Genomic DNA, 13,929 nt, shown 5'->3' with positions numbered 1-13,929 from the left:
ATGTTACTCTCGGCTATCGCGCGGTAGACGATGTCCCTGACGGTGATGACACCGACAATTTTTCCGTCTTTCAAAACAGGCATTCGCCTAACTCCGGATTTCAAGAACTTCGCGGCGGCCTCCTCCAGATTTTCCTCAGGAGTAACTGTGGGCACATCTCGATCGACCAGCATCGCCAGCTGGTCCTCGTCCGGATGCTCAAAGAGCTTGCGCAGCGTGACCATTCCGACCAGCTCTTCGGTTCCGCGCTTGACCGCTGGGATGGCGCTAACGCCAAGCTTACGGAGCAACTCCAAGGCATCCGAGCGCGACCCGGGAACTTCTACCCACTTGACCTCTTTGGTCATTACATCCTTTACCTTCATGATCTCGCTTCCAGATTCAACATCATTCACTGGCGTCTTATCGAATTTGTTTAGGCTTATCAGCTTATAATTATTTTGCCGTTAAAATAAATGGCCCTTAAGTTATCGGCGCGGGCCCGGTTGACCAATCCGGCGTAAACGTCACTGAGGCACAGAAGGTTGCTCTTCTTGGCCAAAACTAAAAAGGTGGCTTTCTCTCCCTCCGCCACGGGGCCCCAAGGCATTTTGAAGAGACTGAGGGGTCTCACCGTGGCCGCGGCAAGCAGCGTCTTGGCTTCATCGGATCCGGCAGCATCATCGTTGCGGCGAAGGCACCTCCAAGCGAAGGAAATCTCATCGAACATGTCCGGCTGACATACCATGGCGTTGTCGGTGCCGAAAAAGAACTCGAGGCCCGTCTCCAAAACGAGGTCAATTGGCGGCACCCCGACCCCGAGCAAGCTGTTGGCTCGGGGGCACAGAACCACCGGGATGTTGTTCGCCTTTAAATCCAAAAGCTCTGCTCTGCTGCAGTGGGTGGCATGAACGACGAAGGAACACTTGAGCTTGATTGCCTGTTCCGCCTCACTCCGGTGATGCTTTTTTCTGAAGGCCCGCATCTCCCTGACATTCTCGGCCACATGGGCTGAGAAAAACTTGCCCCTTTTATGCGCGGCCGCGGAGGCCTCCTCCAAGACATTTTTGGGAAATGCATCAAGGCTAGGGATTCCCAAGCCATCGGATATCGACAGCAACTCTGGCATCTCCTCAACTTTTAAGAACCGTCCCAAAATGATCGAAATCAGCGGTGGTCGCGTGATTTCTCTAAGAAAGTTCACACCTTGAACCCCTCCTTCCCGGAAATCACAGTGGGCAAGGGTCCCCGTGGCCAACATGTCCTGAAGCGTGACCCGGGTGGCCTGCGTCATCCGATCCAGCGGACTGTTCTCTAGGGCCCGGAACTTCGCCCCTCGCGGCCCCACCACCTGGGGCTGACTTTTGCCGAGGTAGAGTTCCTTGGCGACCGCGTCCACCACATGCGTGTGGGCATTGATGAATGGCGGCATGATGAAGCCGCCGTTTAAATTCACCGCCCGTTTCTGCGGGGAGCCCTCGGAAATCTCCCTAATTACTCCGTCCTCAATCACCAAGTAGCCCCGCGTTATTTCGAGATCTTCGCCTTCCAGAATCACGGCATTGGACAATATTTCCCGTGGCAATCTAACCACCCCCCACCAGCGACTTTATCGGCGCTCCTCTTATCATTATGACTTCGATATTTTTTTACCCAGCCAAGGTGGTGGACATCCAAATTCCTTGGTTGCCTCGACCAAGGCGCTGATGTGCTCGGTGGGTGTTTCCAGCCAGAAATCACATCCCGGGGACACCATGTCAACGCCTTCATCGATGACCCGCTTAACTGCCGCCCTTATCTTTTCCACCGGTCCCAAGTGGACTACCCAATAGGCGGGTATATTGCCAATGATGGGAAAACCGGCTCTGACCCGCTCAACCGCTTTTCTGGCCTCGGCGATCGGGGTTCGTTCGTCCACCGCGATGGCGCTGGCGCCGCACTGCACCATTTTATCCGCAATTCTCAACGCCGAGCCACAGATGTTCAGAACTGTAGGGACCCGCAGCCGGCCGATAATTTTTTTCAGATAGGGCTTGACGAACTCATCAAAATGGTCGGGAGAGATGTTGTCGTTGGAGGCCCCCATCTCGTGAAGGGTGATCAGGTCAGCCCCGGCCTCCTGATAAAGCTCTGCGATCTCGATGTAGACGTCTAAAACGGCGTTACAAAGGCTGTGGATTTTTCCCGGCTCCTTAATCAAGCACTTTAAAAAGGAGATGGTGTCGACTAGGTAACTGCTCAGGCTGGTAAAGGGCGGCACCAGATAGGCGTTTACCGGAACTTTACCGCCGAAATCGGCTTTGAGCATTTTGATCGCCTCGGTTATCACCGGTATCGTCCCCGCCTTAGCCACATCCTCGGGAAATCGGAGGTCCGAAGGTTCCTTCACGAGAAATTCCCTTATCGAGGGCCAACTGATCTCATCCTCATGATAGTTGATCACGGCGCCCAGGACCTCTGCCTCGACAACGGTGGAAAAAGGAACGGTGACGTTGTCCAATCCGCAAAGCCTGTGGGCGGCCGAGGAGAGCTTGGCCATTTTTACCGGATCCCTGTGAGCGGCGGGCCAGAGGGAATCGGTTGCCCTCATGAAATCGATGGTGGCAACGCTAGAAAAATTGACGCAGGGGATTCTATCGACTTCCTTTTTTCCCTGCAGAATTTTCATCACCACTTCGTAAGAGTTCATCATGACTCACCGGCAACCATGAAACCTCGGCTTAAACGTTTAAAAAACTAAATAGTGATACCTGTTATCATCGCTGATGTCCATGAGGATTGTTGTATACCATGCCCGGGAATGCGACCCGAAAAGGTGCACGGCGCTCCGCTTGGGCAGGTCGGGCAAAGTCGAAATTGTTTTTGGGTTTGAGGATCTGCCCCGGGGCGGGGTGCTGCTAAACCCCCTCGCCGAAAAAGCCCTCTCAAAAGAAGACGCCGAGGCGGCAGGAAGGTATGGGTTAATCGCCTTTGACTGCTCCTGGAAAAAAATCAATCAGATCACGAAGGTTAAAAATTGGTTCCGGTCAAGAAGTCTTCCCTACCTTATCGCGGCCAATCCCACCCACTATGGGAAACCAACTATCCTCAGTACTGCCGAAGCTCTATCCGCCGCCCTCTTCATCCTAGGTGAGAAGGAGAGGGCTCAAGAAATCCTCGCGCAATTCAAATGGGGGCCTGTCTTTCTAGAACTAAATCGAGACCCACTGGAGGCTTATAATACGGCCAAAGACAGCGCCGAAATCATTGAGGCCCAAAAACAATTCATTCCTCAGGATTAATCCTTTGGCTAAATTGCTGTGGAATTTTTACGCCCCAAACCTTTTTTCATCTGGCCGGGTTAGGTTGCCCAAGCTGAATGTCACAAATTTAATCAAACATCCCCCGCCCTCAAAAAGGATTTAAGAGGATATAACCGAGATAAGAAAACGGGTTTGATATGCCGCGGGACGAAGAAAGAATGCCGCCGACGGGAGCCGGACTGATAAGGTATTTTCAGGAAGAGGGCAGCGGAGTAAAGATCTCACCAAAAAGTGTGTTGATCTTCACTGCGGCGGTAATAATTTTTGTCATTCTGCTTCATATCGCTGGCGCTGGTTTTCTCGGCTTTTAAGTTCGCATTGTTTCGGCGATTCTCTCCAGTCTGGCTATCCTTTCTTGGGTCGGAGGATGCGTCGAGAAGAGGTTCGCAATGCCGGTCCCCCGGAACGGGTTGACGATGAAGAGGTGCGCCGTTGAAGGATTACCCTGCCTGAGCGGGCTGTTTTTAGCCGCTGTTTCCAGCTTCCTCAGCGCATTTGCCAGAGAGAGCGGCTTTCGGGAAATCTTGGCTCCATCCTCGTCCGCCGCATATTCGCGTCCCCTTGAGATGGACAGCCTGACCAACGTGGCGGCAAAAGGCACAATCAAGAGCAACAACAAGGCCAACAGCCCGCCCCCACTATCCCGGTCCCTCCGGCCGCTGAACATCGTGAAGTAGGTGACGTAGGTTATCACTGCCCCGATTATCGCGGCCATCGTGTTCACCAGCATGTCGTGGTTCTTGATGTGGGACAGCTCATGCCCCAAAACTCCCTCCAGCTCGTCATCGTTCAAGAGGTTCAGGGCTCCCCGGGTAACGGCAACGACCGCATGGGAGGGCGATCTTCCGGTGGCAAAGGCGTTAGGAACATCAACCGGAACAATGGCCACTTTCGGTTTGGGCAGGCCGGCGTTGGCAGCCAAACGCTCGACCATGGCATGCAGTTCCGGTTGCTCGGCCTCGCCGACCAGCTTGGCCCGGTAAATGCTGAGCACCCACCTGTCGGCATACCAGTACATCGAGAGGTTCATGATAATCGAAAGCACGACGAAGAAGCCTAAGGTCTGGGCCATCGGGATGCCGGTCAAGTAGCTCGCCGCGACGCCGACAAGCAGCAACATCGTGGTGAGCAGTCCCATCAGCAGCGCAGTCCTCGTTAACCCGCTCATGTTATCCCTTATCAATTAACTATCAAAAATCTGTATATATAATTTAAGTCACCTTAAAATGCTCCTCGAGCCAATCAATTTTACCCGGCCTCGCCACGGCCTTTCCCTCCAGAACCCGCTGAAAGTGCTCCACGGCCTCCTCAGGGGTGAGATCCGTGGTGTCTATCTCGTGCACTTTATCAATGCCGTGCGACTCCACCGCTTCCCAGAGAATTATGTCTAAGGCCTCGGCATCCACGTTTTCTTTAATCTTCTTCTCCGGATATTTCCTCTCTCGCAACCTGAGCTCCAGCACCTTGGGGCGAGTCCTCAACACGACAACGTGGTCAACGACTTTTTTTGGGAGCAGGTGTGCCAACAGTCCTTCCACCACCACCATCCCTTGCAGCTCTCGAAGCTTCTTGACAAAGCACCGGCGCAGCCTAGGAATGTCTACCGACTTGGTGCCGTCGGGGTCGAGGGAATAAATCTTGTGCTCTTCGATAAGATCATTAAGCCTCAGTAGCCTCGCCCGGAGCCTCTCGGCCAGAATTCTGGAGAAGGTCGACTTTCCCGTCCCCGGAGTCCCGCTGACCGCGATGACCAAGCGCCTCAAATTACCGCCTCAGAGCTTTTCCGAACGCAGGTCGATGACGTCCTCAACTTCGCTCCCCGTCGAGATGAGGGTCACGGGCACTCCGAGCTCCGCTTCAATTTTGCTAACGTAATCTTGAGCCTCCTGAGGCAGATCGTTCCACCTTCGCACCTTGGCCGCTCCCTTGAACATCCGGTCGATATTGGTTACTGTCAGCTGGGTGGCTCCGTTTATCATGACGGCGCGCTTGGCGAGGTCGAAGTCAAACAGCCCAATCCTCCGACGCCTCCCTGTGACCGTTCCAAACTCGACTATTCCCAACTCCTCGGCCTTATCCGGTGAAATTTCAGTGGGAAATGGTCCAAGGCCGACCCGGCTGGTGTAAGCCTTGAAAACCAGCATAACCTCATCCACCTTGGTGGGTCCAACGCCGACATCGGCGGCAAGGGTCGCGGCCGAGGTGTCCTTGCTGGTGACGTAGGGGTAGGTGCCGTGGATCAGGGACAACCCAAAGCCTTGGGATCCCTCGACAAAGACGAGTTCGCCGCGATCTATTGCCTCATTCAATTCCAACGGAACGTCGGCGAGAAAGGGCCTAAGTTCTGGTACCTCCTCGGCGAGCTTGGCGACGCGGCTCACGCGGGCCACGTTAGCGGGACCACAACCCGTTCCCGTGGTGCCTATCTTCCCCTGCAGATGTTCTGACTTCCGGTCCTGTTCGATGTGGGAGGACTCAATGACCGTGCACTTCCGGTCAACTCCAAATCTCCCTGCCGTCCCGGTCAGCTCCAGCTCCTTCAGGACCACCTCTGGATTGACCAGCACCCCGGGACCGATCAGCAGCCGGGCGCCTTCGTAGACAAAGCCTGATGGAATCTGTCTCAACCCGAATGTCCTGCCTTGATAATTAACCGTGTGCCCGGCGTTAGGACCAACTCCGGCTCGGGCGATGATTCTGGGCTTGTCCGCAAGCGCAAGGTAGGCCACGATCTTACCCTTACCCTCATCACCCCACTGCCCACCGGCGATTATCATACAGGGCAAGCTTCCACCTCTGCACACTTGGCGGACATTGCTTAAATTCCTGTCGCGAAATCGGATTCACAAAAATATTTACCCTTAATTTATGATACTTATTCTAATGAAAGCCAAGGCCCTCTATGACCTGATGAGGCTCGACCACGGTGTGATGCTATTCGTGGCAGTTCTCATCGGTGCCCTGATCGCCAACAGCGGTACTTTTCCCGACCCAGCCAAGTTAATCTTTTCTTTCCTAACCGCCCTGCTGCTTGAGGCCAGCACCTTCGCGCTCAACGACTACCTTGACTTGGAAATTGACCGAAGGAACCGGAGGATGGATCGACCTCTGGTGCGTGGGGATTTGGACCCGCGGACAGCCCTTGCCGCCTTTTACCTGCTCTTCCCCTTAGGTATTTTATTTTCCTTTCTAGTCAACCTTCAGTGCTTTATCATCGCCGCCGTTACCGGAGCGTTCGCCATTCTATATGATCTGCGGCTGAAAAAGGCGAAGGTCATCGGCAATTTATACATAGCTTACATTATGGCGGTCCCTTTTATTTTCGGCGCCGCGGTCGTCTCACCGGAAATACCATCTACAGTATTGGTTTTGGCTCTTATCGCCTTTCTCTCTGGGGAAGGACGGGAAATTATGAAAGACATCATGGACATTGACGGAGATCGATCGCAGGGGGTCCAATCTCTACCCCTCCACATCGGCGAGAGAAACGCCCGCCGAGTGGCAGCACTATTTTACCTCATCGCGGCCCTGCTGAGCTTCATTCCCTTCGCCCTACTGGAAGCTACACCATACTACGGCAACTTTGCCTACCTCTTCCTTGTCTGCCTAGCCGACGCCCTCTTTTTAATTACGGCGGCGGACATTGCTCTCAGGGAAAATCCACCGCTGGCAAGATACCGCAAGCTGACGCTAATCTCGACAGCCCTAGGGCTCCTCGCCTTCTTAATCGGTGCCTTTCCCTTGGGGTGAAATGATGGTAAGCAGCGATATTGTGGGGATTTTATTTGTCTACGGCTACGTCGGCTTTCTAATCTTCCTCACGGAAAAGATTCTGGCCCGGTATCCGTCAGTGAGCCGAAAGATTCTTCACATCATGGTCGGCAACATCGTCTTCATCCTGCCCATCTTTCAGACCCGAGAAGCGATGGTCTTCGGCGCCGCCGCCCCCTTCATCGTGCTCACTTTTCTCATCAGCCCGCGCTCACCCATCAAAAGCAAAAGCCTAGTCTCCAAGGCGGGCCACGGCTTGGGGCTGGTCTACTACGCCATCTCCTGGACGGTGCTCGCCTACCTGTTCTTCGAACATCTCTGGGTGGTCGGCGTGGGCATACTGGCGATGTCCTACGGTGACGGTTTTGCCTCAATTTTCGGCGTCCGTTTCGGCAGACACGCCTTTCAGATTCTCCGCGACAAAAAGAGCCTTGAGGGGTCACTGGCCATGTTCTCCGTGACTCTGCCCATGCTGCTGGTCAACGCCGTCTTTTATTCCCTGCCGATAACCCTGCGGTTGGCTACTGTCCTAGTCCTAATCTGCTTCGTCGCCACCGTCATCGAAATGATAACGCCCCGGGGCCTAGACAACCTAACCGTGCCCCTAATCGCCGCAGCGCTTTGCTGGTATCTGGTCGTCATCTGAGGTGGTAGTGATGCGCTTCATCGTGGTCGACGGATTGGACGGGTCGGGGAAGGACACCCATGCCGGGATCATCCGGAGGAAATATGAGCGAAGAGGAGAAAGGGTCGTCGTCAGGTCCCATCCCTCTGAGGACAACTGGTTCGGCAGAATGGCCAAGCGGGCGCTGTTGACCGGCGGCAAGTCAGACCGAGTCAAGGCCTCATTTTTCTACGCCCTCGACGTCATCCGGTCGCTGTTCAAATACTATAACCGAAACTGCGACACCCTGATTATGGTGAGATACCTCATGGGCACCGCCTACCTGCCCTCCCCGCTGGACAGGCTGGCCTATAAATTCTTTAAAACGCTGTTGCCCACCTCCAAATTCATGTTCTTTTTGGATGTCTCCCTCGAGGAATGTCTGCGGCGTTTAAACGATCGAAGAGATCGCGAGATGTTCGAAACGCCTGAGGAAATAATAAAATTGAGAAAAAAAGCCTTAAATCTGGCAAAAGATGGCTGGCACATTTTGAATACCGATTTACCGCCAGAAAAAGTCGCTGCAGATATTGAAAAAATTTTAGACTCTTTTTAACGTCATTTTATCTGATTTGGTTGTTTTTCCGTCTAAAAGAAATTATCGAGTATGTAAAAACTAAATCTTTTTTCTGCTAAATTTACCAACAAAACATCGGTAAAATCAAAATTTTAAAATTATTTGCCCTAAACCTGACGATACCTCTTTAATGCTGTAAAACAAAACATATTTTAATCGAAAAACGCTTTACGGGTCAATCTCCATCAGATAGCTTTAAATAGTGCCTTAAATAAAGAAAATTTGCTCTTAAATGGCTGGAATAAACTGAGGAGGTAGAAAAATGGTGGAATTGCCAATAGCGGCGATAGATCGGGTTATAAGGAAGGCTGGGGCCAAGCGTGTGAGCGAGGATGCCGCGATTGCGCTCGCCGAGGTCTTGGAGGAGCGGGCGATACAGATTGCCGGTGAAGCGGCGAAACTCGCCGAACACGCAGGAAGGAGAACGGTGCGGGACGTGGACATCCGGCTGGCCGCCAAGCGCGTATAATTTAAATGCCATCAGCCCAACTCAAGCAGGGGTTAAGGTGGAGGAAAACAGCCCATCTGTAAGTGAGATGCCGCGCATTCACGATATCTTCGAAGTTCCCAAGATAAAGTCGGTGCGGGCAATTTCAAAAATCAACAAGACCTTGGACATCACCGAGGTCCTGAAGCGGCTCCCCAACGTCAAGTCCATCACCACCTCCAAGAAGACTGTGGTAAAATTCACCCTCAAACGGGGCAACTACCTGCTGCTGTTCCCGAATGGCTACATCGAGATCCACGCGGCTGAGGAAGGGGCCATTCGCGAGATTCTTTCGGCTTTTCGTGAGGAACTGTTCAAGGCGGGACTTATCTAGCGGGTATTTTCATGAACCCCATGATCCGCGGCGCCAAAATTGTGGTCGACACCTGCCTGAGGATTCGAAGGGGAGAAACTGTCCTTATCGTTACCGACCCGCCTAAAATGAAAATCGCGGAAACAATTGCGGATGTTGCCCGGGAGCGCGGGACGGCGGTGACGTTAATCTGCATGCCGGTTGGTCAACGACACGGACAGGAACCGCCTGAACCGGTGGCGCTCGCGATGACCTATTTTGACGTGGTCATTGCACCCACCACTTATTCCATTACCCATACCCAGGCGCGCAAGAGGGCCTGCGCAGCCGGGGCCAGGGTGGCCACCATGCCGGGCATCACCGAGGAGATGATGCAGCAAGGGGCTATGCTGGCCGACTATCAGGAAGTGGCCCGGCTGACTAAAAAGGTCGCCGCTCTCCTCGACCGGGCTTCAGAAGTCGAGGTCACTACAGAGGCCGGTACTGAACTCAGCTTCAGCATTAAGGGAAGGAAGACCCATCCCGACACCGGCCTCTTCCACCGACCGGGAGATTTCGGCAATCTTCCGGCGGGGGAGGCCTTCATCGCCCCAGTGGAGGGAACCGGAGAGGGAAGGGTGGTCGTCGACGGCTCCATCATCGACACCACCACCGGGAGAACTGAAATCATCATCGAGAAGGGAATGGCCAAAAAAATATCCGGGTCCGCCGCCAGAAAACTGACGAAAATGCTGGACGAGGCCGGACCAAAGGCACGGAACCTGGCTGAATTCGGCGTCGGCACCAACTCCAAGGCTCGATTGATTGGACAGGTCTTGGAGGACGAAAAGGTGCTCGGAACCTGCCACGTGGCGCTCGGGGACAACTCCACCTTCGGCGGCCGGGTGAAGGCGGGCATTCACATCGACGGTATCTTCAAGAACCCCACCGTCACGCTGGACGGAAAACTGCTGATGGAAACGGGCCGACTGCTGGTCTAATTACTCAACCGTGACCGACTTGGCCAGCGACCTGGGCCGGTCAGGATCCTGACCTCTAGCCACGGTGATGTGGTAGGCGAGCAGCTGCAGCGGGATGATAAAGAGTAGCGGGCTGAACAGCTCCTCCGTGTGCGGGATGGAAATCAACTCATCAACGTGACCCTCAAGATCCTTGCCGTTGTCGGCGATGGCGACCACATGGGCTCCCCGTGCCTTTACCTCTTCAACGTTACTGACTATTTTTACCCGGCTCCCTCCTGGCGGTACCACCGCAATCACCGGGGTTCCTTCCTCAATTAACGCCAGCGTCCCGTGCTTGAGCTCTCCCGCCGGCATGCCCTCGGAATGAATATAGGTTATTTCCTTGAGCTTCAGCGCCCCCTCCAGAACCAGCGGGTAGCCGATGCCGCGGCCGATGAGATAGATGTGCTCGGCGCGGAGAAGACGGCTAGCCAGCCTCCTCACTCTCGGGTCGAGTTCTGCCAAATTCTTCCGCATAATCTCGGGCAGGGACTTCAACCCGGAGGCCAGTCGGCGGCACCGCGGCCCCGAGCGACCCCGCGCCGCGGCAACCTCGACGGCGAGCCGAAGCAGATAGGCGACCTGGGCGGCGAAGGTCTTCGTCGCCACCACGCTGACCTCGGGACCCGCATGGGTGCAGCAGACGAGGTCGCTCATCCTAGTTATCGAGCTACCGACCACGTTAGTCAGACAGGCCACGCGCGCCCCGGCAGCCCTGGCCGCCTCAACCGCCTTCAGCGTGTCGGCCGTCTCGCCTGATTGGGTGATGGCCAGCACCGCCGTTTTGCCGTCGACGCTGCCGATCTCGCCGAACTCGGACGAAATCACCACCTCGACCGGGAAACCGGCCAGCTTGGCCAAAGCATATTTCGCCACCAGCGCGGCATGGTAGGAGGTGCCACAGGCGACGAAATAAACCCGCCGGGCGTTGGTGAGGAATTTAGCCAGCCTCCTCAGCTCCTCCGGCGGTGCCCGCAGGGTGTCTTGGACCGCCTCGGGCTGCTGAAAGATCTCCTTTAGGGTAAAGTGGGGATAGCCGCCCTTCTCCGCCATCTCCGCCGTCCACTTGACCACCATCGGCTCCCTCCTGACCTCAGCGCCGGAGCCGAACTTCCGAATCACGACGCGATCCGAGGTCAGGACCGCCATCTCGCCGTTCTCCAAAATCAGCACGCGGTTGGTGTGCTGGAGCATTGCGGGGATGTCGGAGGCCAAAAAGATCTCCCCGCTGCCGAGCCCGAGAATCAGGGGGCTATCTTGGCGGACCGCGATTATCTTATCGGGTTCCTCGGCGCTGATGACCGCCAGCGCGAAACTTCCCCGCAGCCTCCTAGCCGCCCGCCTGACGCTCTCCTCCAGATTCCCGCCCTTGTTGAGGAAAAAGGAAATCAAGTGAGGAACAACCTCGGTATCCGTCTTGGAGACGAAACGAAAACCATGGTCCTGAAGGAATTTTTTTATCTCCAAATAGTTCTCGATAATTCCGTTGTGAACCACGGCAATTTTACCCGCGTTGTCAACATGAGGGTGGGCGTTGACCTGAGAGGGTTCGCCGTGAGTCGCCCAGCGCGTGTGCCCCACGCCCACTTTGCCCGGCATCTCCACAAGCTTCAGCTTCCGATCAATGTCGGCAATCCTGCCCCGATCTTTCCTGACGACCAATCTTCCTGATACCGTGGCCATCCCGGCGGAATCATAGCCCCGGTACTCCAGACGCCTGAGCGCCTCCAGTAGTATCGGCGCCGCTGGCCGGTTGCCGACATAACCCACGATGCCGCACATCCGACTACCCAAGTATGCTGGTGACTATAAATTAAAATAAACGCGGGTAGCTCAGGTGTTGAGGAAATTTTCAATCTCCTTTCTCAAAAGCTCATGGACCAATCTTCCGTCGGCCCTTCCCCTGACCTTGGCCATCAGAAGGCCCATGAGCGGGTCAACGGCATTCATCCCTCTCTCCTGAACCAGCTTCCGATTCTCGGCGACGGTCGCGGCGACCAGCCTTTCCAATTCCTCGGGGCTGAGCCGGGAGAGCCCGAGCCTCTCCACTGCCTCCGGAACGCCAAGGCCCTGCGCCGCCAGCCTGAGCACCTCGGGGACAGCCTCCTTGGCCAGCTTTCCGTCCGCCACCCACCGGAACATCTCCAGCAGCAGCTCCTTGGTTATCCCCTCGACTTTGATCCCCTCGCGGCGCAGGCTGACGAGGGTCTCCTCCAGAGTTGCCGCCACCAAGGTCGGGTCGGCATTTGTCTCTGCTACCAGCTCCTCAAACAAGCTCAGGTTCTCGGAAAGGCTCAGCCGCTCGGCCAAGTTCTGGCTCAGCCGGTATTTTTCCACGAGCCTGCCCCGCGTCCTCTCCGGCAGCTCGGGGAGCTGGCCCCTGATTTTTTTAATCCTGGTTCGGGTTATCGGGATGGGCGGGATGTCCGTCTCGGGATACATGCGACTGGCCCCGGGCAGGGGACGCATGAACTCGGTGTTGCCATCTTCCAAAGCCCGACGCGTTTCCTCGGGAACTCCGGCCAGCGCCTCATTGGCCCGATCCGCTACCGCCTCGAGAGCTGCCACCGCTTTCTCTCTCCGCTCTGCGACCAGCACCACGGCGTCCAGTTCTCCGGCACCTAGCTTCTGCCTCACTTGGGCTACTTCCTCGGCGGAGATGCCGTAGCCGGGAAGTTCGTCAGTGTGAAAGATTCCACCGACCTTGCCGTAGGTCTTGGCCCGGTCAGACAGCTCGGTTCCAAACCTTCGCCCGGGCTGAAGCTCCCTGCCGAGGAGACCGGCGAACTTCTCCAGCTTCAACGCCAGCACCGAACCTCCCGCCGCCAGTGCCCTCTGAATCAGCTTGGAACCGGTTTTCGAGAAGAACTCCGTGACCTCGACTATTCTTTTCTCCGCTCCCCTCGCGCCGCGCCGCTTCAGCTCCTCACGAATCTCAAGAAGCGCCAGCTGCCGCTGCACCTCCCGCTCGATCACGGTGGTGATGAGGCCCAGCTCCTGCACCCCCTTGATCTCCTGGCGGGCACCACCGGCGATGGAGATGTTGATGTCCTGCCGGATGGTCCCCAGACCACGTTTCACCCGACCGGTGGCGCGAAGCAACTGCCCGATGTAAAGCGCCGCCTTGGCCGGATTTTCCGGGTCAGTAAAGTCCGGTCCGGTGGCAATCTCGATGAGCGGAATTCCAAGCCGGTCCAAACGGTATTCCACCACCTCGCCGTTCTCACCCACCTTCCTAGCGGCATCCTCCTCCAAGCATATCGTCGGGATGTCGATTTTCCTGCCGTCGATCATGAGGCTGCCATCGGTGGCCACAAGCATCGTCCGCTGGAAGCCGCAGGTGTTGCTGCCGTCGATGACGATCTTCCTCATCACGTGGACCTCGTCGACAGGGCTGGCTTCAAGCAGGAGCGCTACCTCGAGCGCGATATCGAGCGCCTCCTCATTCACCGGGTGGGGCGGCTCCTCATCAAGCTCGACCAAGCAGACGGTGTCGGGGTAAACCTGATAGTTGAAGGCCTTGCCCTTGATCGCCTCGGCAAGGGCAGCGCGGTCGACCTCGCCCAGCTCGCTCTGGGTCGGGCGCAACCTCCGCCTCACCTGCAGGCGCGGGACATCGTCACGGAGCCGGGAGGGACAGCTGCAGAAGAGCTTGGACGTTTCCAGCTCCTGGTGGATCTCAAAGCCCACGCGCAGCCCTATCCCGCGATAATCGATGTCCGTTTTTCCCATCAAATCCATCTTTGCTGAAGAGGTATTTTAGTAAAGGGGTTGCGGTACCAGCGGGATTCCAATCGCTGAAAACGGATCCGCCATCGGAGAAAATCTCCAGAAA

General features: G+C 55.8%; 16 protein-coding genes. 8 read left to right on the top strand and 8 right to left on the bottom strand.

What is annotated here, in order from left to right:
- The 3 genes from ACP5PX_RS01785 to ACP5PX_RS01775 all read right to left on the bottom strand — a co-directional run.
- On the bottom strand, window positions 1-365 hold a 365-nt coding region (locus tag ACP5PX_RS01785; RefSeq protein ID WP_428083375.1), incomplete at its 3' end, for a CBS domain-containing protein.
- Window positions 366-424: 59 nt separating this feature from the next.
- On the bottom strand, window positions 425-1,564 hold the full coding sequence (locus tag ACP5PX_RS01780) for an amidohydrolase family protein (RefSeq protein WP_428083373.1): 1,140 nt from the start codon (window positions 1,562-1,564) through the stop codon (window positions 425-427).
- Window positions 1,565-1,609: 45 nt separating this feature from the next.
- A complete protein-coding gene (locus tag ACP5PX_RS01775) occupies window positions 1,610-2,671 on the bottom strand; it encodes a uroporphyrinogen decarboxylase family protein (protein ID WP_428083371.1) in 1,062 nt (353 codons plus the stop codon).
- 79 nt (window positions 2,672-2,750) lie between these two features.
- Here ACP5PX_RS01775 and ACP5PX_RS01770 point away from each other — a divergent pair, with 79 nt between their 5' ends.
- Window positions 2,751-3,260, top strand: a complete 510-nt coding sequence (locus ACP5PX_RS01770) for a DUF367 family protein (protein ID WP_428083369.1) — start codon at window positions 2,751-2,753, stop codon at window positions 3,258-3,260.
- Between the two features lie 158 nt (window positions 3,261-3,418).
- Window positions 3,419-3,592, top strand: coding sequence for a preprotein translocase subunit Sec61beta (locus tag ACP5PX_RS01765; RefSeq protein WP_428083367.1), 174 nt, complete (start codon window positions 3,419-3,421; stop codon window positions 3,590-3,592).
- Here ACP5PX_RS01765 and ACP5PX_RS01760 read toward each other — a convergent pair.
- From ACP5PX_RS01760 to ACP5PX_RS01750, 3 genes are read right to left on the bottom strand one after another with little or no spacing between them, the layout of a single operon-like run.
- A complete protein-coding gene (locus tag ACP5PX_RS01760) occupies window positions 3,589-4,449 on the bottom strand; it encodes a zinc metalloprotease HtpX (RefSeq protein ID WP_428083365.1) in 861 nt (286 codons plus the stop codon). The two genes, ACP5PX_RS01765 and ACP5PX_RS01760, sit on opposite strands and share 4 nt — an antisense overlap.
- Window positions 4,450-4,492: 43 nt before the next feature.
- A complete protein-coding gene (locus ACP5PX_RS01755; protein WP_428083363.1) occupies window positions 4,493-5,044 on the bottom strand; it encodes an adenylate kinase family protein in 552 nt (183 codons plus the stop codon).
- Window positions 5,045-5,053: 9 nt separating this feature from the next.
- On the bottom strand, window positions 5,054-6,067 hold the full coding sequence (locus tag ACP5PX_RS01750) for an adenylosuccinate synthetase (protein WP_428083361.1): 1,014 nt from the start codon (window positions 6,065-6,067) through the stop codon (window positions 5,054-5,056).
- Between the two features lie 97 nt (window positions 6,068-6,164).
- Here ACP5PX_RS01750 and ACP5PX_RS01745 point away from each other — a divergent pair, with 97 nt between their 5' ends.
- The 6 genes from ACP5PX_RS01745 to ACP5PX_RS01720 all read left to right on the top strand — a co-directional run bounded on the left by ACP5PX_RS01745 (window position 6,165) and on the right by ACP5PX_RS01720 (window position 10,073).
- Entirely contained in the window at window positions 6,165-7,031 is an 867-nt protein-coding gene (locus ACP5PX_RS01745) for a UbiA family prenyltransferase (protein WP_428083360.1), read from the top strand.
- Window position 7,032: 1 nt separating this feature from the next.
- Entirely contained in the window at window positions 7,033-7,698 is a 666-nt protein-coding gene (locus ACP5PX_RS01740) for a diacylglycerol/polyprenol kinase family protein (RefSeq protein ID WP_428083358.1), read from the top strand.
- Between the two features lie 10 nt (window positions 7,699-7,708).
- Complete coding sequence (locus ACP5PX_RS01735; protein ID WP_428083356.1) at window positions 7,709-8,272, top strand: thymidylate kinase; 564 nt, start codon at window positions 7,709-7,711, stop codon at window positions 8,270-8,272.
- Window positions 8,273-8,555: 283 nt separating this feature from the next.
- On the top strand, window positions 8,556-8,762 hold the full coding sequence (locus tag ACP5PX_RS01730; RefSeq protein WP_428083354.1) for a histone family protein: 207 nt from the start codon (window positions 8,556-8,558) through the stop codon (window positions 8,760-8,762).
- A gap of 37 nt (window positions 8,763-8,799) precedes the next feature.
- Window positions 8,800-9,114, top strand: a complete 315-nt coding sequence (locus tag ACP5PX_RS01725) for a hypothetical protein (RefSeq protein WP_428083352.1) — start codon at window positions 8,800-8,802, stop codon at window positions 9,112-9,114.
- A gap of 11 nt (window positions 9,115-9,125) precedes the next feature.
- Entirely contained in the window at window positions 9,126-10,073 is a 948-nt protein-coding gene (locus ACP5PX_RS01720; RefSeq protein WP_428083351.1) for an aminopeptidase, read from the top strand.
- Here ACP5PX_RS01720 and glmS read toward each other — a convergent pair whose 3' ends face one another.
- Window positions 10,074-11,876: a glutamine--fructose-6-phosphate transaminase (isomerizing) gene (gene glmS / locus ACP5PX_RS01715; RefSeq protein WP_428083349.1), complete on the bottom strand. Its 1,803-nt coding sequence runs from the start codon at window positions 11,874-11,876 to the stop codon at window positions 10,074-10,076.
- A gap of 51 nt (window positions 11,877-11,927) precedes the next feature.
- Complete coding sequence (gene gatE / locus ACP5PX_RS01710; protein ID WP_428083347.1) at window positions 11,928-13,826, bottom strand: Glu-tRNA(Gln) amidotransferase subunit GatE; 1,899 nt, start codon at window positions 13,824-13,826, stop codon at window positions 11,928-11,930.
- Window positions 13,827-13,929 lie beyond the last annotated feature (103 nt).

The organism is Hadarchaeum sp. (SeqCode), from assembly GCF_049969415.1.
Taxonomy (GTDB): Archaea; Hadarchaeota; Hadarchaeia; order Hadarchaeales; family Hadarchaeaceae; genus Hadarchaeum.
The sequence above is the reverse complement of the archived record's forward strand: the minus strand, read 5'-3'. Positions and strand labels throughout refer to the sequence as shown.